Source organism: Streptomyces hamibioticus (assembly GCF_047946815.1).
Taxonomy (GTDB): Bacteria; Actinomycetota; Actinomycetes; order Streptomycetales; family Streptomycetaceae; genus Streptomyces.
The window spans coordinates 1,659,075-1,678,416 of record NZ_JBKKQY010000001.1; the positions used below are offsets into that span (position 1 = coordinate 1,659,075).

The 19,342-nt window shown below is 72.5% G+C and carries 14 protein-coding genes and 2 pseudogenes; 3 read left to right on the plus strand and 13 right to left on the minus strand.

Annotated features, from left to right (window positions below; genetic code table 11):
• Positions 1 to 46: 46 nt before the first annotated feature.
• The gene (locus ACLGIH_RS07500) at positions 47 to 973 is read left to right on the plus strand and encodes an endonuclease/exonuclease/phosphatase family protein (protein ID WP_416524437.1); all 927 of its coding nucleotides are present in this window, start codon (positions 47 to 49) and stop codon (positions 971 to 973) included.
• 121 nt (positions 974 to 1,094) lie between these two features.
• On the opposite strand, the gene ACLGIH_RS07505 is transcribed toward ACLGIH_RS07500, so the two are convergent.
• A complete protein-coding gene (locus tag ACLGIH_RS07505; RefSeq protein WP_416524438.1) occupies positions 1,095 to 4,928 on the minus strand; it encodes a bifunctional glycosyltransferase/CDP-glycerol:glycerophosphate glycerophosphotransferase in 3,834 nt (1,277 codons plus the stop codon).
• Between the two features lie 368 nt (positions 4,929 to 5,296).
• On the opposite strand from ACLGIH_RS07505, the gene ACLGIH_RS07510 reads away from it, so the two are divergent.
• Positions 5,297 to 6,385 (plus strand): LCP family protein, encoded by a 1,089-nt coding sequence (locus tag ACLGIH_RS07510; RefSeq protein ID WP_416524439.1) that lies wholly within the window; start codon positions 5,297 to 5,299, stop codon positions 6,383 to 6,385.
• An 85-nt stretch (positions 6,386 to 6,470) separates the two neighbouring features.
• Here ACLGIH_RS07510 and ACLGIH_RS07515 read toward each other — a convergent pair whose 3' ends face one another.
• Both ACLGIH_RS07515 and ACLGIH_RS07520 read right to left on the minus strand, forming a co-directional pair.
• Positions 6,471 to 7,595 (minus strand): PLL family lectin, encoded by a 1,125-nt coding sequence (locus ACLGIH_RS07515; RefSeq protein WP_416524440.1) that lies wholly within the window; start codon positions 7,593 to 7,595, stop codon positions 6,471 to 6,473.
• A gap of 118 nt (positions 7,596 to 7,713) precedes the next feature.
• Positions 7,714 to 8,733, minus strand: a complete 1,020-nt coding sequence (locus ACLGIH_RS07520; protein ID WP_416524441.1) for a DUF8189 domain-containing protein — start codon at positions 8,731 to 8,733, stop codon at positions 7,714 to 7,716.
• A 79-nt stretch (positions 8,734 to 8,812) separates the two neighbouring features.
• Between ACLGIH_RS07520 and ACLGIH_RS07525 the strand changes: the two genes are divergently transcribed.
• Complete coding sequence (locus ACLGIH_RS07525; RefSeq protein ID WP_416524442.1) at positions 8,813 to 9,184, plus strand: PIN domain-containing protein; 372 nt, start codon at positions 8,813 to 8,815, stop codon at positions 9,182 to 9,184.
• Positions 9,185 to 9,225: 41 nt separating this feature from the next.
• On the opposite strand, the gene ACLGIH_RS07530 is transcribed toward ACLGIH_RS07525, so the two are convergent.
• From ACLGIH_RS07530 to dxs, 10 genes and pseudogenes are all read right to left on the minus strand, one after another.
• Positions 9,226 to 10,428: an IS110 family RNA-guided transposase gene (locus tag ACLGIH_RS07530; protein ID WP_416524443.1), complete on the minus strand. Its 1,203-nt coding sequence runs from the start codon at positions 10,426 to 10,428 to the stop codon at positions 9,226 to 9,228.
• A 346-nt stretch (positions 10,429 to 10,774) separates the two neighbouring features.
• Positions 10,775 to 10,960 (minus strand): hypothetical protein, encoded by a 186-nt coding sequence (locus ACLGIH_RS07535; protein ID WP_416524444.1) that lies wholly within the window; start codon positions 10,958 to 10,960, stop codon positions 10,775 to 10,777.
• A 59-nt stretch (positions 10,961 to 11,019) separates the two neighbouring features.
• On the minus strand, positions 11,020 to 11,592 hold the full coding sequence (locus ACLGIH_RS07540) for a hypothetical protein (protein WP_416524445.1): 573 nt from the start codon (positions 11,590 to 11,592) through the stop codon (positions 11,020 to 11,022).
• A gap of 13 nt (positions 11,593 to 11,605) precedes the next feature.
• Positions 11,606 to 11,743, minus strand: a pseudogene (locus ACLGIH_RS35040) (hypothetical protein); the annotation flags it as partial.
• 57 nt (positions 11,744 to 11,800) lie between these two features.
• Positions 11,801 to 12,237, minus strand: a pseudogene (locus ACLGIH_RS35045) (winged helix-turn-helix domain-containing protein); the annotation flags it as partial.
• Between the two features lie 60 nt (positions 12,238 to 12,297).
• Positions 12,298 to 13,593 (minus strand): MFS transporter, encoded by a 1,296-nt coding sequence (locus ACLGIH_RS07550; RefSeq protein WP_416524447.1) that lies wholly within the window; start codon positions 13,591 to 13,593, stop codon positions 12,298 to 12,300.
• Entirely contained in the window at positions 13,590 to 14,078 is a 489-nt protein-coding gene (locus ACLGIH_RS07555) for a MarR family winged helix-turn-helix transcriptional regulator (protein WP_416524448.1), read from the minus strand. The genes ACLGIH_RS07550 and ACLGIH_RS07555 overlap by 4 nt, the downstream gene beginning before the upstream one ends.
• Before the next feature lie 37 nt (positions 14,079 to 14,115).
• Positions 14,116 to 15,582 (minus strand): glycosyltransferase family 39 protein, encoded by a 1,467-nt coding sequence (locus ACLGIH_RS07560; protein ID WP_416524449.1) that lies wholly within the window; start codon positions 15,580 to 15,582, stop codon positions 14,116 to 14,118.
• Positions 15,583 to 15,673: 91 nt separating this feature from the next.
• Positions 15,674 to 17,215: an amino acid permease gene (locus tag ACLGIH_RS07565; protein ID WP_416524450.1), complete on the minus strand. Its 1,542-nt coding sequence runs from the start codon at positions 17,213 to 17,215 to the stop codon at positions 15,674 to 15,676.
• Positions 17,216 to 17,351: 136 nt separating this feature from the next.
• Complete coding sequence (gene dxs / locus ACLGIH_RS07570; protein WP_416524451.1) at positions 17,352 to 19,280, minus strand: 1-deoxy-D-xylulose-5-phosphate synthase; 1,929 nt, start codon at positions 19,278 to 19,280, stop codon at positions 17,352 to 17,354.
• Between the last annotated feature and the right edge of the window lie 62 nt (positions 19,281 to 19,342).

Sequence of the window (19,342 nt, forward strand, 5' to 3'; positions counted from 1 at the left end):
GGCGGGCGCATTGGCGCGAGATCAGCTGATCGGACATGATGTCGTGATGTTTCCGGCTTCTTGGCTGCCGGCGGGCCGCGGCCGACGCCGCGTCCTGCTCACCGCGGTCTCGGCCGTCGCCCTGTCGGCCCTCCTGGTCTCCCTGCCCCCGGTGCGGCACGCCCAGGGGACGGCACGGTCCTTCGCCGAGGCCCCCGCCCTGACGGTGGCGACCTGGAACATGTGCGGTGTGGAACGGTGGGGTTGCGCGGGCACCGGCGGTGAGGCGGCCAAGGGCCGGGCGGTGCGGCGGCTCGCCGGCGCGGGCGCCCATGTCCTGCTCCTTCAGGAGGCGTGCGCCGACTCGGTGGAGTCGGCGCGCAAGGCCCTCGGCAGTTCCTGGAGGCTGTCCTTCCGGCCCTACGCCTGGCGCGACGCGGACGGACGCTCCCGCACGGTGCGGTGCGACGGCCCCGGCCGGGGCGCGGCGGGCCTGGCGATCCTGTCGTCCCATCCGCTGTCCGCGGTGCGCGTGGTGCCCTCGCCCCAGCCCGTGGAGGGGCTGCGCCGGGGCATCCTGTGCGCGACGGTCGCGGCGCACGGCGTCCGGGTCTGCAACGCCCACCTCAGCATGCCGGACAGCGACCGGGCACGGCCCGGCCGGGAGTACCGCGACGACCAGCTCAGTGCCCTGCTGGCGGCGGTGCCGGAGCGGCGCACCGTGTTCGGCGGGGACTTCAACCTGCGGCCGCCCACGGCGGGCGGTACCGGCGGCCGGTTGTGGCCGGCTGCCCCTTACCGCATCCACCGGGAGTGCGACCAGGCGTCGCGCACCGACCGTTCGGGACGCCCCACGCACGAGTCCGGTCACAAGCTCGACTACCTGTTCACCGGGCTGCGCACGACGGACTGCGCGGTGCACGACACCGGCGTCTCGGACCACCGGGCCCTGCTGATCAGGGTGGACACCCGCACGGGCGCCGGCACCGGCTGAGGCCACGCCGGCGCAGCGCCCGGCCCTGCCACCGGCGGCAGGGAGACCGAACGCCCCGGGCGCGGCGGGCGGCGTCGTCATGGGGTGCCGGAACCGTCCGGCACGGCCGGGGGCCCCGGCGTCACACGATCACACCCTCGTACGTGCGCTGCTCGCTCGCCGGCGCCCCGGCCGGCCGCGACGACTGCGCGGGCACCGCGCCGGTGAGCGGGGCGAGCTGGCGCTGCGGGTCGAACCACGGGCTGGCGACCGGGATCGGGGTCATGGGCCGGCCCGTGTGCCGGGTGTCGACGGTGCCGACGGCCGGGGCCTGCGCCTGCCCGGGGGCGAGGTCGCCGCCCGCGACCAGCATCCGGTCGGCGAGGCGCGCGGCGGCGTAGCCGTCGTCCAGGTCGCAGAACTCGCGCTGGAACCAGCGGTACCGCTCGGCGTAGAGGTGCTGGATCCGGTCGATGTCGCGGATCGCCGACACCAGTTCCTCGGAGGTGGCGAGCAGGGGGCCGGGGGCGCTGCTCTGGAAGTCGAAGTAGAAGCCGCGGAGCGTGTCGCGGTAGTGGTCCAGGTCGTAGGTGAAGAAGAGGATGGGCCGCCCGGTGTTGACGTAGTCGAACATCAGGGAGGAGTAGTCCGTGATCATCACGTCGGTGATGAGCGAGAGGTCGGCCATGTCCGGGTAGTCGGAGACGTCGAAGACGAAGCCGTCGCCGGCGCCCGGCACCGGGTCCACCACGTTGGGGTGGCGGCGCACCATGAGCACGTGGTCGTGGCCCAGGCGGGCCCGGGCGTCCGCCAGGTCGACGCGGAAGTCGAGCTTGTACTTGCCCGGCGCGTAGAACTGGTCGTCGCGCCAGGTCGGGGCGTACAGGACGACCCGCTTGCCGTCCGGCAGGCCGATGCGCCGGCGGATCTCCTGCTCGCGGGGGCCGGTGCCGGTGTGGCGCAGGATGTCGTTGCGGGGGTAGCCGCTCTCCACCATCTCGCCGGGGTAGCCGAAGGCGCGCTTGAGGATCGGGGTGGAGAAGCTGTTGGGCGAGACCAGCATGTCCCAGTTCTGCACCTCCTTCTCGACGCGCTCCAGGTAGCGCTGGTCGGCGAAGTGGATGGCCTCGATGTCGTGGCCGATCTTCTTCAGCGGGGTGCCGTGCCAGGTCTGCACCACGACCTGGCCGTCCCGCTTCTGGAACCAGTCGGGAAGGTGGTTGTTGGCGACGACGTACCGGCTGGTGGCGAGGGCCTCGTACCACTCGGGGGACCACATGCGCACCGGTGTCGCGGTGGGGGGCACCTGGACCTGGTCGTCGCGCACCACCCACAGGTGCTCCAGGTCGGTGCGGCGCCGCACGAGCTCCTCGTGCAGGGCGCGGGGGCTGTCGGAGTACTGGGTGCCCTTGAAGGCGTCGAAGAGGACGGCGTCGCGCACGGGTCTGCGGCGGGCCGCGGGGTAGTCCTTGGTGCGCAGCAGCTTCTGCCGGTAGGGGCCGCGGGCGTGGTCGGGCATCGCCGAGTGGACGAGGAGGGACAGCCGGTCGTAGGCCTCGGCCTGGAGGTCGTAGCGGCGCTCGTTCTCCTCGTACTCCTGCGGGAACGCCTCGACGAGGTCCTGCTCGATCTTGAGCATCAGGTCCTCGAGACGGTCCTCGCGGGCCACCGCGGAGTGGTCCTGGCGGCGCAGGAAGAAGTCCCACCGGCCGGCGGCGAGCGGGATGTCCCCGGCCAGGGTGTGCATGGCGGCGGGGGTCAGGACGCAGCGGAACGCGTCGCCGTGCCAGGCCAGCGGGACGGTGCGCTCGGCTCCGTGCGCCCGTGAGCGCACCACCAGGTGGGCCTCGCGGTACTCCTGGTCGGAGAGCCGGTCGGCGGCCAGGTAGCGGCCCTGGATCTCCAGCGAGCCGTCCTCGTGCCAGGCGAAGCGGGTGGTGGTGGGCAGGGTGGCCCGTTCGAAGAGCACCAGGTAGCCGGAGCCGTTGCGGTGGACGACGACCTCCCGGTCGCCCTCCCGGGTCTGGAGGGAGCCGGGCATGCGGTAGTGCCCGTCCGGGGCCTCCTCGGCCATGACGGGGTAGATGGGCGCCTTGCGGCCCTCGACGTGGAAGGTGGTCTTCCAGCCGTTGCTGCCCATGCTCCAGGACTGCGGGATCTCGGCGTCCGCGGCGGCGTCGGCCCGGAACTTGGGGACGAGGGTGCGCAGCGGCAGCTTGGTGGAGAAGGTGCACCAGCCGTCCCCGCCGGGGGTGAAGTGGACCCAGGCGTCGTGCCGCCCGGCTCCGCTCATGCTGGTGACGCGGAACTTGCCCCATTCCGGGACCTTGGGGCCGAGGTGGACGCCGCGCAGCTCCAGCTGGTCGCCCACGACACGGTGCCCGGTGATCCGGCAGCGCACGACCTCCACCCGCAGCTTCAGCTTGCCCTGGAGGAAGACCGGCAGGACGCGGGTGTTCTTGTCGACGTACTTGTAGGGCGGGTTGGCGGCGCTGCCGGCGCCGCCCCGGTCGATGCCCCGGTAGCGGAACAGGCCGCGGCTGAGCACGCCGGCGGCGACGTCCCAGGTGCCCTCGACCCACTTGCCCTTGCGCTTGAGGCGGGTGGTGTCGATGCGGGCCTCGAAGCCGGCCCAGTCGTAACAGTAGCGATTCTGTTGGGAGTTCTCGGTGGCCTGCGGCGCGTAGACGGTCTTCGCGGTGGTGACCACCATGCGCCCCTGCTTCTTGTTCCGCAGGGCGATCGCCTTGACCGACATGTGCTTCTTGTGCACGTTGATGTAGCGGACGTAGGCGGTTCCGGTGAGCGTGAGCAGGTCGCCGTTGGTGCTCCAGCGCGCGCCGGACAGCGAACCGTGCAGGGAGAACTCCTTGTCGAGCCGGTACGCCTTCTTGTCCAGGCCCACTCCCCGGTCGCCCAGGTAGGGGTACTTCAGGTAGCGGTGGAACCGTCGCTGGACGGGCATCGGGCCGCCCCGGCGCTCGAACTCGATGACGTCGAGAAGCTCGGGCAGCCGGCCCTCGCGGACCAGCAGCCACTTGACGCGGGCGTCGGCGGGCAGTTCGTCGATGATGGTGAGGTCGGTCTCGTCGAGGAACTCGTTGGCCCACTGCATGAAGGCCTGGCGGTACTCCTCGTCGGCGTCCGGCAGCACCTTCAGGTGCAGCATGAGGTCGGACTTCAGGCAGGCGAGGTCGTACTTGCGCTTGCTCTCCTCGTACTGCCGGGAGCGCCGGTCGGCGAGGAAGCGGCTGACCGACTGCACGGCGGCCACCCGGTCGCGCAGGTTGGACAGCTCGCTGTGGCGCTGGGTGATGGAGGGGGCCGCCCCGCCCTCCCGGCGGCGCCAGTAGTAGACGACGTCCGTGATGACGTCGACCTTGGCGGCGCGGAAGTGGGCGTACATGTTGACCCACGAGTCCTCGTACATCACGCCTTCGGGGAAGCGGATGTGGTGGTGGTCCCAGAAGGAGCGCCGGAAGAGCTTGTTCCAGACCGTGCGGTCGTAGATCAGCCCTTCGAACTTGGTGATGTGGGTGCCGCGGCGGCTTTTCTGCATCGGGCCCCGGTGCAGCGGTGACTGCCACTTCTTGGTGGAGTTCATCATCTGCACATTGCCCGAGACGAAGTCCGCGTCGGACTCTTCGAGGGTGCGCACCAGCAGCTCGTACGCGTACTCGGGAAGGACGTCGTCGCCGTCGGCGAAGGCGAGGAACTCCGCGGCGGGGTGGGTGTTGCGCAGTCCGGCGTTGCGTGCGTGCCCGGGCCCGTGCGCCTGCTGGCGGACGAGGCGGAAGCGGGGATCGGCCGCGCAGAAGTCGGCCGCGATGCGGGTGGAGCCGTCGGTGGAACCGTCGTCGACGAGGACGACCTCGAAGTCACGGAACGACTGGCGCGCGATCGACTCCAGGCATTCGGCGAGATAGGTCTCGACATCCTGGAAGGGCACGACGACACTCAGGCGCGGATGAACCACCAATTCGTACTCCTACCAAGACATTTCGCCCGCCGGGACACCAAACTTCGCCCTGGGGCGCCCCTCCCCTTACTGGTGCACCGACGGCCCCCTTGCCGCCTTGGCCTCACCCGAACCCGTGACCCGCGGAAAGCCCCCCTTCGCACCAGTCACAGACCCGGCATATCTTATGTCACTCTTACGAATGGTCAAGGAACGTTGATGTGGCGTTCATCGCTGTAACGCGCTACCGTTGCCCGCCCATATTTCGGCGTCGGTCATTGCCTATAGTTCTCCCACTGACGTGATCGCATCAGTGGACCGGTCTCCCCCACCCGGGCCATTCCACTCCGCCGCGGCGGAGCCCGTGAGGAGAGGACCGAACACCCATGACGCACAGCGCCACCACGGAACCCCGGCGTGCCCGCCGGACCGAGTCCGGCGGACGCCGGCGGGCGCCGCGCGGCCGCCGGCGCTGGGGACGCATCCTGCTGCTGAGCTTCCTGGTCCTGCTGCTCGCGGCGGGCGGCACCGTCTACTGGCTCTACCGGGGCCTCGACGGCAACATCGACGGCGTGGACCTGAACGAGGCCCTCGGCGACGACCGTCCGCAGAAGCTGCCGACGTCGGGTCAGAACCTGCTGGTGCTGGGCTCCGACTCGCGCGCCGGCGCGAACGCCTCGCTGGGCACCGGCAAGGTGGCGGGCGCCCGGTCGGACACCGCGCTGGTGGTGCACATCCCCGAGGGCCGCGAGAAGGCCGTCGCCGTCAGCGTCCCGCGCGACACCCTCGTCTCCCGCCCGGAGTGCACCGCGGCGGACGGCAGGAACCACCCGGCGGCCGACCGCGTCATGTTCAACTCCGTCTACTCGCTGGCCGGCCCCGCCTGTGTGGTCAAGACCGTGGAGAAGATGTCCGGGGTCCGCATGGACCACTACGTGGAGATCGACTTCGCCGGGTTCAAGGGACTGGTCGACGCCATAGGCGGTGTGACCGTCACCGTCGACGAGCCCATCAAGGACAGCGACAGCGGTCTGGACCTGAGCGCCGGCACCCACAGGCTGAACGGCACCGAGTCCCTGGCGTTCGTCCGGACCCGGCACGGGGTGGGCGACGGCAGCGACCTGGGGCGCATCGGGCTCCAGCAGCAGTTCCTGATCGCCCTGCTGAGCGAGATCAAGCGGCAGGACCTGCTCGGCAGCCCCACCAAGACCTACAAGATCGCCGACACCCTGACCTCGGCGCTCACCACCGACTCCGAGCTGGCCTCGCTGACCAGCCTCGCGGACTTCGCGCGCAGCATGAACGGCGTCGACCCGGCGAGCATGGAGACCATCATGCTGCCGGTGGCGTACGACAAGACCGACCCGAACCGGGTGGTGCCGGCCGAACCGCAGGCGGCGCAGCTGTGGGAGGCGATCCGCTCGGACAGCGAGATCCCCGAGTCCGCGAAGAAGTCGCCCGCGACGGGCGGCTGACCCTCCGGGCCCTCCTGCGGCCGCCCCGCTGCGAGGTCCGGTGGACCGGGCGGCTCCGGTCCGCGGGCACCGACGGCGCCCGGCGTCAGTGCCCGAGCCGCTGCCAGCGGGTCAGCGCGAGCCCGGCCCCGTCCTCCTGGCGGGCGACCTTCGGCACGCCGTCGGTGCCGACCAGCGCCATCACCACCCGGCCGCGGCCGTCCCGGGCCAGCGCGGGAGCGCCCTGGCAGGACTCGGCGAGCGCGTACCACCAGAAGCCGGCGGCCTCGTTCTCGGTGCCGCACATGCCGAGCACGGCCGCGCCGTCCTGGTCGCGGTAGGCGAGGACGACGCAGTCGAAGCCGTCCACCGGAGCGCGCAGGGACGCGTACGGCCGCCCGGCCGGCGAGCCGCCCAGCGCTGCGGGCCAGGCGCCCGCCCGCCATGCCGCGCCGCCACCGCTGTCGGCGTCGGTCCAGAAGAACGTGGCACGCTCCGGTCCGGTCTCCAGCGCGGCCACCGTGCCCGGTGCCGGGCGCAGCGCGAAGCCGCGCGGGCCGGTGAAGTCGCCGCCCGGCGCCGTCTGGCGCCAGACGAGCACACCGGTCTCGGCCGCCGCGCAGACCTCCAGCCGGCCGCCGGCCAGGGCGATCGGCGCGGGCAGCGCGTCGATGCCGCCGCCGCCCAGCTCCTCCCAGGCCCGCCAGGCGCCGTTCGGGGCCTCACGGCGCAGCGCCAGGCCGCGGTGCGCGTTGCGCGCGAAGACGTGCACGGTGCCGTCCGGCGCCACCGCCCCGACCGGCGGGCCCACCTCCCGCCCCTGCTCCCGGTCCCGGTGCGGGTTGCCGAGGGAACGCCAGTCGGTGAAGGCCAGACCCGTCTGGTACTGGATGGCGTGCACGATGTCCACGGCGCGGCTGCCGTCGGCGCGCGTGCGTTCCCTGCGGCCGAGGAAGTGGACGTAGGTGTCGGCGCCCTGCGTCACCGTCAGATGGGTCAGTCCCGCCACGGCCACGAAGTGCGGTCCGCTCCACTCGGGGCCGCCGACGGTGGTCTCCGTCCAGCGCAGCAGGCCGCCCTCGGCGGGTACGTAGAGGCTGAGCCTGCCGTCCCTGCCCGCCGTGAGCCAGTCGCCGTGGGCCGACCCGGACGCGACCGGGGCGCGCGCCGCGGCGTCGGCATCGGCCGATCCGACGGCAGCGCGGACGGGGTCCGCCGACCTTCTCCGCATGGCCTGGTGCACCTTCCCTGAAGCCCGCCGTGCCACGGACAGGCGACCCTCGAACGCGGAACATCATATGCTTTTCGTTCACCCGTTCCCCGTGGCCGCGTCACCCGGCCGTCGGCCGTCACACGGCCTGCCACGCAGCCAGCGCCAGCCCCGGCTCCTCCTTGCGCCGGGTCAGCAGCAGTCGCCCGGTCGACGGGGACAGGCTCGCCGCGACCACCCGGCCGTCCTCGTCCAGGGTCAGGGACACCTCGGCGTCCGCCGGCAGCTCCGGACCGGATTCGGCCCACCAGGCGCCGGCCGACTCCTGTTCCGTCGGGTACGCGGCCAGGGCGACCCGGCCGCCGGCCGTGCGCTGGGCGAGCAGCGTGCAGTCGTGGCCGTCGATCTCGCAGCGGAGCACGGCGAGGGGACCGGGGCCGGCCGCGGCGAGCAGCGGCACGGGCTCGCCGCCGGGGCGCCAGGCGCACAGGTCGCCCGACGCGTCGTCGGTGAAGAACAGCGTGACACGCTCCGCGGAAGTGGCCAGGGCGCGCAGGCTCCCCGGGCGGACCCGCGCGCCGACGCCCTCCTGGAGGTGCGGCCGTGTGCCCTCCTTCTCCATCCGCCAGTGCAGGATCCCGTCGGGCCCCGTCGCGAACGCCTCGACCGCGCCCGACTCCCGCACCGCCGCCACCGGCTCCTCCCCCACCCCCTCGCCGCCGAGGTCGCGCCAGGGGCCCCAGCCGCCCTTCTGCTTCTGGGCCCGCATGCTCATCCCGCCGCCGGCGTTGCGGACGAAGACGTGGGCACGCCCGAGCGTGTCGACCGCCACGGCGGGCGCCCCGGTGCGGTCGCCCTGCTGGTCGGGGTGACCGATCGGCTGCCAGTCCAGGGGCGCGAGCCGCGGCCGGAAGTGGGTGGTGTGCACAAGGCCGGACTCGCCGGGGACGGTGTGCCGCCAGGCGGCCAGATGGGCGTAGCCGTCGCTGCCCCGGCCGACTGCGAGGCCGGGGCGCAGCTTCTGGTCGCCGCCGATCCTGCGCGGCGGCTCCCAGGGCCCGCCGGGCCCCAGCTCGGCACGGCACAGGGCGGCCTCGCCCGACGGCAGATAGACACAGAGGCGGCCGTCGCGGCCGCGAAGGAGCCAGTCGCCGTTCACCGGTTCACTCTATGCGGGACGGTCACCGCGCCGTCGGGCGGGTGCGGGTGGGCCGGGGCGGCCGTGGCACCCTGGCGGCATGGATGACAGCGCCCCCCTCCTCGTGGTCGTCGACGCCGCGAACGTCGTCGGATCGGTGCCCGACGGGTGGTGGCGGGACCGGCGGGGAGCGGCGGAGCGGCTGCGGGACCGGCTGGCCGCGGACGGGGTGCCGGGGCGTTCCGGTGCCGTGGAGATCGTGCTCGTGGTGGAGGGCGCGGCCCGCGGGGTCGAGTCCGTGCCAGGGGTCCGCGTGGAGTCCGCGCCGGGCAGCGGCGACGACCACATGGTCGATCTGGTCGCCCGGGCCGGCGACCGCGCCGTCCTGGTGGTGACGGCCGACCGCGAGCTGCGCCACCGGGTGACGGAGCTGGGGGCGGAGGTGGCGGGGCCCCGCACGGTGCGGCCGTAGACCGCGAGGTGCCGCTGCGGGGGGGGCCTCTATGTCTTTCGTCAAGCGAGCCGTGGGGTTCTCGGTTCGTAGAAGGTTCCGTCGCGGAGCATGGCGAAGAGGATGCTGATGCGGTGGCGGGCGAGGCGGAGGAGGGCCTGGGTGTGGGTTTTGCCGCGGGCTCGGCAGCGGTCGTAGTAGGTCCGGGAGGCGGGGTCGTGCAGGGCTGCGAACGCGGAGAGGAACATCGCCCGTTTCAGCTGCCGGTTCCCGCCCCTTGGGGCGTGTTCGCCGTGGATCGAGGTTCCCGACTGCCGGGTCGCCGGAGCGAGGCCCGCGTAGGAGGCCAGGTGGCCGGCGCTCGGGAACGAACTGCCGTCGCCGACGGTGGTCAGGAGGACTGCGCAGGTCCTGACGCCGATGCCGGGCATCGAGGTCAGGACCTGGGAAAGAGGGTGGGCCTCCAGCAGGGCCTCGATCCGCGCCTCCACCGCCCGGCGTTGTTCGTGGACGGCGGCCAGCGACTTGGCCAGCGACGGGACGATGACGTCGAGAGTCCCGGTGCCCGGGACGACGACGGTCTGCTCGTCGAGCGCGGTGAAGATGTCGTCGACCAGCCGCTCGGCCATGCGCGGTGCCCTGGGGCGGACGATCTCGACGAGCCTGCGGCGGCCTGCCTTGCGCAGGGCCTGCGGGGATCCGTATCGCTCGAGGAGCCAGGTGACGGCCTGGTGGTCCAGACGCGGGCCGAGGACGCGTTCGAGGCTGGGGTGGAACTGGGTGAGCAGGCCGCGGATGCGGTTGCTGGTGCGGTTGGCCTCGCCGGCGAGGTCCTGGTCGAAGCCGACCAGCATGGTCAGTTCCGCGGCGGTTTCGTCGGCGAGGTCGAGGGTGCGCAGGGTGTGGGGCATGGTGCGGGCGGCGTCCGCGATCACGGCCGCGTCCTTCGCGTCGGTCTTGGCCTCGCCGGGGTAGAGGTCGGCGATCCTGCGCATGGCGAGGCCGGGCAGGTAGGCGACCTGACAGCCGGCGTCCCGGGCGACGGTCAGGGGCAGGGCGCCGATGGAGGCGGGCTGGTCCACGACCACCAGGACGGTGCCGAACTTGGTCTTGAGCTTGTGAAAGACCGCCCGCAGTTTCGGTTCGGTGTTCGGCAGCGGCTTGTCGAACACCGTCTTCCCGGCCGGGGTCAGACCGTGTCCGTGATGCGTCTGCTTGCCGACGTCCAGGCCCAGGAAGACGCCCACCCCGTCGATGCTGATCACCGTTCCCCCCACCTGTGTTGATGCGTGCCAGCCCTGAGGTCGGGAGCCGTTCTCGCGCATCCACGTTATGCAGACCTGCCGCCCGCGAGCGGCCGGGCATTGCGCCCGGCCGGACGGTGGTCGGACCTCTGATCAGCGTCTCCGACGGCACCCCTCGGACCCGGTGACACCACCCCCCAGGTCATCCGTTCGACAGGGGGCAAAAGTCATGCCGGGCCCGGAGGCCAGCGGCCCTCTTGCAGGACCGCAAAGAAGATAACGGGGTGGGCGCGGGTCGAGGAACCCCGCCGGGATCGAGGAACCCGGCCGGGATCGAGGAATCCCGTACGTCCGTCATCACATCGACCTACTGCAGACATAGCCGAGGCAACGCACTGAGCCCGTCGAGGTCCACCGTCGCGTCCAGCTCGGCGGCGGGGCCGACGGCGGATACGGCGCCGGTGCTCTCGTCGACGAGCACGGCGCCGTCGGCGGTCACCCGGTCCGCGGGGCCTGCGATGACACGGTCGGTGGTGATCAGTAACGTGTTCACGGGGGTGGGGGCCTCCTCTCGTGCCTGCTGCTTCCCGGCGAAGCGTTCCGCGAGCCCTCCTACGGGAACTGCTTCTCCTCGCGGCCGATGTCGTCGATCGGGCCGAGGATCGTCCAGCCGGGCCCGAGGAGGCGGGTGGAGCGGAAGCCGTGGGCGTCCGCGTACTCCTCGGCCTCCTCCGCGGTGTCTTCGGGGGCGTGCATGATCGTGTAGCGCGGGGGGTCCTCGTGGTAGAAGCGGTAGAACGTGCGGCCCTCGTCCTTGCGCTGGTAGAGGATCACGCTGACGCCCCAGAGGGCGTCGTACACCTTCTGGTCGCGCGGGGGCGTCGTCGTGCACGTGTCGGAGGGGCGGCCGGGCTCGCGGACGCAGGTCCGGTACCGGCTCCAGTCGATGCGTTCGGCGCGGGGGTGTTCCGCGATCAGCTTCCGCATCCGGGCGTCGGCCCGGGCGAAGGTGTCCTCGCGGCGGTCGTACTCCTGCTGCAGCCGGTTGAAGCGCTGCTCGTCGAGGCCGCTGCCGAAGTGGGCGTCCAGGCCCGCGAGGACGGCGGCCCGCCAGGCCAGGTACCCGGCCGTCACGACGAGCAGCGTGATGACCAGGACCCGGCCCGGCGAGCGCCTGTGGGGCATCAGGTCGGCGAGGTCAGAACGTGCCGCTGACGGGGATCTCGATGTCCGCGTGCGCGATCGGCGGGGGGTACTTCCCGTCGAACCGGTCATAGTGCTGGAGCGTAAACCAGTCGATGAAGCCGTACTCCTTGATTTCGTCGTCCGGGTCGAGACCAAAGTGGTCGTAGGAGTGGAAGACGAGCTTGCCGGAGAAGGAGTTGCCCTCGACCTCCTCGTCGCGCTCGACGGCCCGCCGGGCCGGGATCTGGCAGGAGAAGCCGTGCCGGATGAGCAGTTTGCGCACCCCCGGCGGGGTGTAGCTCTTGTGGAAGCGCCGCCCGATCAGTGTCTTTGTCCGGGCCAGGGTCCAGCGCTGGCCCGGCCGGCCGTACGCCACCGGGCCCTTGGCCGACTCCCGCTCCGACACGGCGAACGGCTCCTCGCTCAGCCGCGGCGGCGACGGGCTGCCGGCCGAGCGCAGCGCCCGCGGCCCTCCCGCCTGCCAGGCCCGCCGCCAGCGCTGCACCGAGCGCACGCTCACCCGCAAATCCTTCGCGATCACCGAGCTCGGCTCACCCAGGGCGAACCGCTCGGCCGCCGGCATCCGGATGCCCTCACGAAACGCCTGCCGCTCCGCGGTCAGGCCCCGCCCTGCGCGTACCTCATGCCAACCGCATACCGCGAGAGTCAAGCTCTGTCAGCACCTACGACGTCACGAGTTCAGACTCAGTAACCGGCGGCCGCCGCCGCGTCGGCCACTCCGGGGGCGGCCGGCTTCGCGGCGGCGGGCGGCGTGCGGTAGGCGCGCAGAGGGCCGTTGGTCGCGGCCACGGCGGCGATCGTCAGGACGGCGGACAGTCCCCCGAAGACCAGGGAGAAGGAGGCGGAGGTGGCCGACGCCAGCAGGCCGCCGCGGAAGTTGCCGAGTTCGGGGCCCGCGACACCGATGACGTGTTCCACCGAGGACACCCGCCCCCGGTACGCGTCCGGGGTCTCCCATTGAACCAGGGCACTGCGGGTGACGACGGACACGGTGTCGGCGGCGCCCGCCACGGCCAGGCAGCCGAGCGCCAGCCACAAGGACCCCGCCAGACCGAAGCAGGCCAGCGCCAGGCCCCAGACACCGGCCGCGGACAGCTGCACCAGGCCGCCACGGCGCAGGCGCGTCACCGTGCCGGAGAGCAGACCGGCCGTGATCCCCCCGACCGCGACGGCCGAGAGGAACAGGCCGAGGGTCTGCGGGTCTCCCCCGAAGCGGATCTCGTTGACCAGCGGGAAGAGCGCGACGGGCATCGCGAGCAGCGTTGCGGACAGGTCGGTGGCCATCGAGCCCCACAGCGTCGGGCGGCGCACGACGATCCGCCAGCCGCCACGCTCCGGCCGGCGCCTGCCGCCTGCCGCGCCCGCGCCTTCGGGCCGCATGGCGGGCAGGCGGATCACCGCGAGCATCGAGACTGCCATGGCCACGGCCTGGGTGGCGTATGCGGCGGAGAAGTCCCAGCGGGCGATGATCAGCCCGGCCATCGCGGGCCCGGCCAGCATCGCCGCCTGGAAGGAGACGTTGGTCAGCGCGAGACCGGCCGCGACCTGGTCGCCCGGCAGCAGCCGGACCGGGAAGGTGCGCCGGGCCGGAGCGCCGAGAGCGCTGCAGCTCGTCCCCGTGGCGACCAGGGCGAACAGCAGCAGCACGTTTCGGTTGTCCGCCAGGGCCTGGGCGCACAGCCCCGCGGCGGCCAGCAGCTGGCCCGCGGTGGTGGCCCGCACCACCGCACGGCGGTCGACGGTGTCCGCCAGCGTGCCGCCGAGCAGCCCGAACAGCACCATCGGCAGGCCGGTGGCGAGCCCGATGGCGCCGGTGCCCACCGGGCTGCCGGTCAGGTCCCAGACCTGGGCCAGCACCGCCACGTTGGCTATCTGTCCGCCCAGTTGCGAGACCGAGGCGCCGATCCACAGGTCGCGGAACGACCGGCTGCCGCGCAGCGGGCGGGTGTCGAGGAACCGGACACGGACACGCCCCCTCATCGCGGCGGCTCGGCAAGGTGGTGGAGGATCCGCTGCCGCATCGACCGGCGTTCCAGCGCCCGCCGGACCTCCTCGACAACGGTGGTCATCGCGTACGGGATCTCGCTGTCCAGCTCGGCGACCGTCGCGTGAGTGGCGCGCCACTCCGCCTCCAGGAACGGCACCAGCGACCGGCCGCGCTCGGTGAGGTCGATCCGCCGGGTGCGGGCGTCGGGCCCCGGCTCGGAGGTGACCAGGCCCTCCTTGCGCATGGCGGCGACGGTCTGGCTGATCGCGGAGTGGGAGCGGTCCAGGGACTTGGCGAGCTCGCGGATGGTCAGCGGTCCGGTGTGGGAGAGCCGAATCAGCGGATAGGCGAACCGAGGCCGCACCCCCTCGATGCCTCGCTCGACGTAGACCTGCTCGATCTCGGCGTCCATGGCCGCCAGAAGCTCGTGCAGGGAGTGCCAGGGATCGGGCAGCGCCGTGGGGTCCGAAGATGACACAGCGCTAATATAACAGCACTGTCATAATCGCCGGCTGTCATGGGGCGCCGGCTCGTACGTACAGCACCGCCCCGTCCACCGTCCCCGCCGCCACGTATCCCCGCGCCAGCAGCCGGCGCAGGGTCGGCAGGCGGTCCGGGGCGTACGGCCTGCCGCCGGAGTCGTCGATGACGACGGCCGGCGGGTGGGCGGTCAGCTCCGCCCGGAAGACGGGCCACGCGCCGTCGACGCCGTACTCCTCGCCGACCCGGGCCCCGGCGCGGCCGCCGCTGTAGTTGGTCAGCAGGCCCGCGGTGAGGTAGCGGCTGGCGGGGGTGCGGTCGGCGAACCAGTACGTCTCCGGATGCATGCCCCAGATCAGGACGCGGTCGCCGGGCCCGGTGCGGCGCGCGGCGGCGTCCGCGAGCCGCCGGGCGTGGTCGAGGTCGGCGCGGGGCGCGAGCAGACCCCAGGTCACGAAGAGGGCGCAGCAGCAGGCGGAGACCAGCACCGCCTGCCTCCGCCCCGCCCGGGGCAGCTCCCGCAGCGCGGCCGTCGCCAGCAGGGCCAGCGGCGGCAGGAGCTGGAGGTAGTAGTGGCCGAAGAAGTGCAGGCCGACCGTGACCGCCCCGGCCGACGCCGCGAGCCACAGCCACAGGTCGGCGGTGCCGGCCGGGCCGCGGCGGGGACGCGGCGTCCGAAGCAGCGGCAGCAGCAGCCCCGCGCAGGCGACGGCGAGGATCGCGGTGTTGGCCAGGGCCCGGCCGAGTACGTGCGGGGCGGATCCGGAGAAGGAGGCGTACGTGCCGGAGCCCGTGACCGTCCAGAAGAGGAAGCCCGCCGGGTCGGTCAGCAGGGCCGCGCCCAGGACCGGGACGGCGGCGCCCGCCCCCAGCCGGAACAGGCCGTCCCGCCGGGCGCCGGACAGCCACAGCCACAGCACCGGGAGCAGGACCGCACCGCCGGTCTGCTTGGCCAGGAAGGCACCGCCGACGGCGAGGCCCGCCGCGCCCCAGCGGCGGCGGTCGGCACACCACATCGCGGCCGCCGTGCACGGCAGTATGAACACCTCGAAGGTGGCGGCCTGGGCGTCCTCGGGGTTGAGGCCGACCGAGACCAGCAGGTACAACACCCCGGCCGTGCGGCCGGCGGCGTCGCCCCAGCGGCGCCGGGCGAGGGAGGCGAGCGCCGCGGCGGTGGCGGCCTGGGCGAGGACCGCCAGCAGGCGCACCCACAGCAGCGACTCGGACCCGGTCAGCGCGAACGCGGCCTGGTACAGCCACGGCACCAGCGGCGGCTTGCGGTCGACGACCGTCTCGTACAGTTCCCCGCCGGCCGCCAGCATGCGGGCCTGTACGGCGAGGAAGCCCTCGTCGGGGTTCCACACCGGGCGGGTGAACGACGGCACCCGGGTGAGCAGGGCGAGCCCCGCCAGCAGGGGCAGCAGGCGCGCCCAGTACCCCGGACGGCCGTCCTCCCGCCCCTCGGGCACGGAACGTGACGACGGGAGGGGCGGGCCGTGCATGCGCAGCACGCTATCCGGCCCCGCACTCCGGACTCAGCAGGACATACGGGGCCGGATCGATCGGCGACCGCGGTGTCCGCGGCCACGACGGCTACGGAGTGTCTCCGCCGGAGCCCTCGGTGCCTCCGGACGGCCTGAACACCTCCCCCGCGCCGGTCTCCTCGTCCCGGCCCAGCCGGCTGTGACCGCGGCTGTAGACGAAGTAGACGACGAAGCCGAGGGCCATCCAGACGGCGAACCGGACCCAGGTCTCGGCGGGCAGGTTGAGCATCAGCCACAGCGAGGCGCCCACCGACACCACCGGCAGGACCGGCACCCACGGGGTGCGGAAGGCGCGGTGCAGGTCCGGGCGGGTCCTGCGCAGGATGATCACGCTGATCGCGACGACCACGAAGGCGAACAGGGTGCCGATGTTCACCAGCTCGGCGAGTTCGGTCAGGCTGGTGAAACCGGCCAGGACCGCGATGACCACCCCGAGCAGGATGGTCGGCCGGTGCGGGGTGCGGAAGCGCGGGTGGACACGGGAGAAGAAGCGCGGCAGCAGCCCGTCGCGGCTCATCGCGAAGAACACCCGGGTCTGGCCCAGCAGCAGGATCATGCAGACCGTGGTCAGGCCGACGGCGGCGCCGAAGCTGATGAACCCGGCGAACCAGGGGTGCCCGGTGGCCTTGAACGCGTCGGCGAGCGGGGCGTCCACCGACAGCTCGCTGTAGTGCTGCATGCCGGTGACGACGATCGACACCGCGACGTACAGGACGGTGCAGATGAACAGGGAGCCGAGGATGCCGCGGGGCATGTCCCGCTGCGGGTTCCTGGTCTCCTCGGCGGCCGTGGCGACGATGTCGAAGCCGATGAAGGCGAAGAAGACGACGGACGCGGCGGTGAAGATGCCCATCACGCCGAAGTTGGACGGCGCCCACCCGAAGATGAGCTGGATCAGCGGGGAGTGCAGGCCCCCGCCGGCCTCGACGGGCTGCGCGTCGGGCACGAAAGGCTCGTAGTTGGAGCCGGTGACGAAGAAGGCGCCGGCGATGATCACGACCAGGACGACCGTCACCTTGATGGCGACGACCAGCGAGGTGACCCGCGCCGACAGCTTCATGCCGAGGACGAGGACGCCGGTGAGGACGAGCACCAGCGCGGTGGCGAGGATGTCGAAGCTGAAGCCGTCGGCGGCGGTCGGCCCGGCGAGCCCCTCGGGCATGTGCCACCCGGCGTTCTCCATGAGCGAGCGGATGTAGCCGGACCAGCCGACGGCCACCACCGCCGTGCCCAGCGCGAACTCCAGGACCAGGTCCCAGCCGATGATCCAGGCCGGCAGCTCGCCGAGCGAGGCGTACGAGAAGGTGTAGGCGGAGCCGACCACCGGGACGGTGGAGGCGAACTCCGCGTAGCACAGCGCGGCGAGCGCGCAGACGACGCCGGCCGCGACGAAGGAGAGGGCGACGGCGGGGCCGGCGTTGTTCCTGGCGACGGTGCCGGTCAGGACGAAGATGCCGGTGCCGATGATGACACCGACCCCGAAGACGGTCAGGTCCAGCGCCGACAAGGACTTCTTGAGCGCGTGCTCGGGCTCCTCGGTGTCGAGGATGGACTGCTCGACCTTCTTCGTCCTGAAGAGGCTGCTGCTCACGGGTACCTCCCACGCTGTCGTCCTCGACATGGTCGAGAGGGGGCGTACGAGGTGATGCCCCGGCGTGGCCCACGTCACACGAACGGACCGGTCCCGCCACCGCAACGAGTGGCGGGACCGGTCCGTCGGCGGTACCTCAGTCGCGGGCGGCCTCCACCGGGTCCGCTTCCGCGCCCGTGCGCTCGAACCGTCCGTCGAGCTTGGCGACCAGGCCGGTGACCTGCCGGGCGATGTCGGGCGCGGTGAGCCCGATCTCGGCCAGGACCTCGGCGCGGGAGGCGTGGTCGAGGAAGCGCGGCGGGATGCCGAAGTCGCGCAGCGGGACGTCCACGCCCGCGTCCCGCAGGGCCTGGGCGATGGCGGAGCCGACGCCGCCGACGCGGGAGTTGTCCTCGACGGTGACGACGACGCGGTGCCGCTCGGCGAGCGGGGCCATGGCCTCGTCCACGGGCTTGACCCAGCGCGGGTCGACGACGGTGGTGGAGATGCCCTGCTTGTTCAGCAGGCCGGCGACCTCCAGGCACATCGGAGCCAGCGCGCCGACCGAGACCAGCAGCACGTCGGGGGTGTCGGTGCCCGGCTCGCGCAGTACGTCCATGCCGCCGACGCGGCCGACGGACGGGACCGCGGGGCCGACGGCGCCCTTGGAGAAGCGGACCACGGTGGGGGCGTCGTCGACGGCGACGGCCTCGCGGAGCTGGGCGCGGACCTGGTCGGCGTCACGCGGGGCGGCGAGCCGCAGGCCGGGGACGACCTGGAGGATCGACATGTCCCACATGCCGTTGTGCGAGGCGCCGTCGGTGCCGGTGACCCCGGCCCGGTCCAGGACGAAGGTCACCCCGCACTTGTGCAGGGCGACGTCCATCAGCACCTGGTCGAACGCCCGGTTGAGGAACGTGGCGTACACGGCGAAGACCGGGTGCAGTCCGCCGTGGGCGAGGCCGGCCGCGGAGACGGCGCCGTGCTGCTCGGCGATGCCGACGTCGTACACCCGCTCGGGGAAGCGCTTGGCGAACCGGTCCAGGCCGACCGGCTGGAGCATGGCGGCGGTGATGGCGACGATGTCCTCGCGCTCCTCGCCGAGCTTGACCATCTCCTCGCCGAAGACGCTCGTCCAGTCGGCCCCGGAGGAGGCGATGGGCAGGCCGGTGTCGGGGTGGATCTTGCCGACGGCGTGGAAGCGGTCGGCCTCGTCCGCCAGCGCGGGCTGGTAGCCGCGGCCCTTCTCGGTGAGGCAGTGCACGATGACCGGGCCGCCGAAGCGCTTGGCGCGGGTCAGGGCGGACTCCAGGGCCTCGATGTCGTGTCCGTCGATGGGGCCGACGTACTTCAGGCCGAGGTCCTCGAACATGCCCTGCGGGGCGATGAAGTCCTTCAGGCCCTTCTTGGCGCCGTGCAGGGTGTCGTACAGCGGCCGCCCGACGACCGGGGTGCGTTCCAGGACCTCCTTGGTGCGGGCCAGGAAGCGCTCGTAGCCGTCGGTGGTGCGCAGGGTGGCGAGGTGGTTGGCGAGGCCGCCGATGGTGGGCGCGTAGGAGCGCTCGTTGTCGTTGACGACGATGACCAGGGGGCGGTCCTTGGCGTCGGCGATGTTGTTCAGCGCCTCCCAGGCCATGCCGCCGGTCAGCGCGCCGTCGCCGATGACCGCGACGACGTGGTCGTCGCGGTCGAGCACCTGGTTGGCCTTGGCGATGCCGTCGGCCCAGCCGAGGACGGTGGAGGCGTGGCTGTTCTCGATGACGTCGTGCTCGGACTCGGCCTGCGACGGGTAGCCGGACAGGCCGCCCTTCATCTTCAGCCGGGAGAAGTCCTGGCGGCCGGTGAGCAGCTTGTGCACGTAGGACTGGTGACCGGTGTCCCAGAGCACCTTGTCCTTCGGCGAGTCGAAGACGCGGTGCAGGGCGAGGGTGAGCTCCACCACTCCGAGGTTGGGGCCGAGGTGGCCGCCGGTCTTGGAGACGGCGTCGACGAGGAAGGTCCGGATCTCCTGGGCCAGCTGCTCGAGCTCCTCCAGGCTGAGCCGGTCCAGATCGCGCGGTCCCCTGATGCGGGTCAGCAGCGGCACCCGTGCCTCCTTGCAGTAGAGCTGTTCGAGCTGTTGCCGGGCTTGAGCGAGTCTAATGTTCC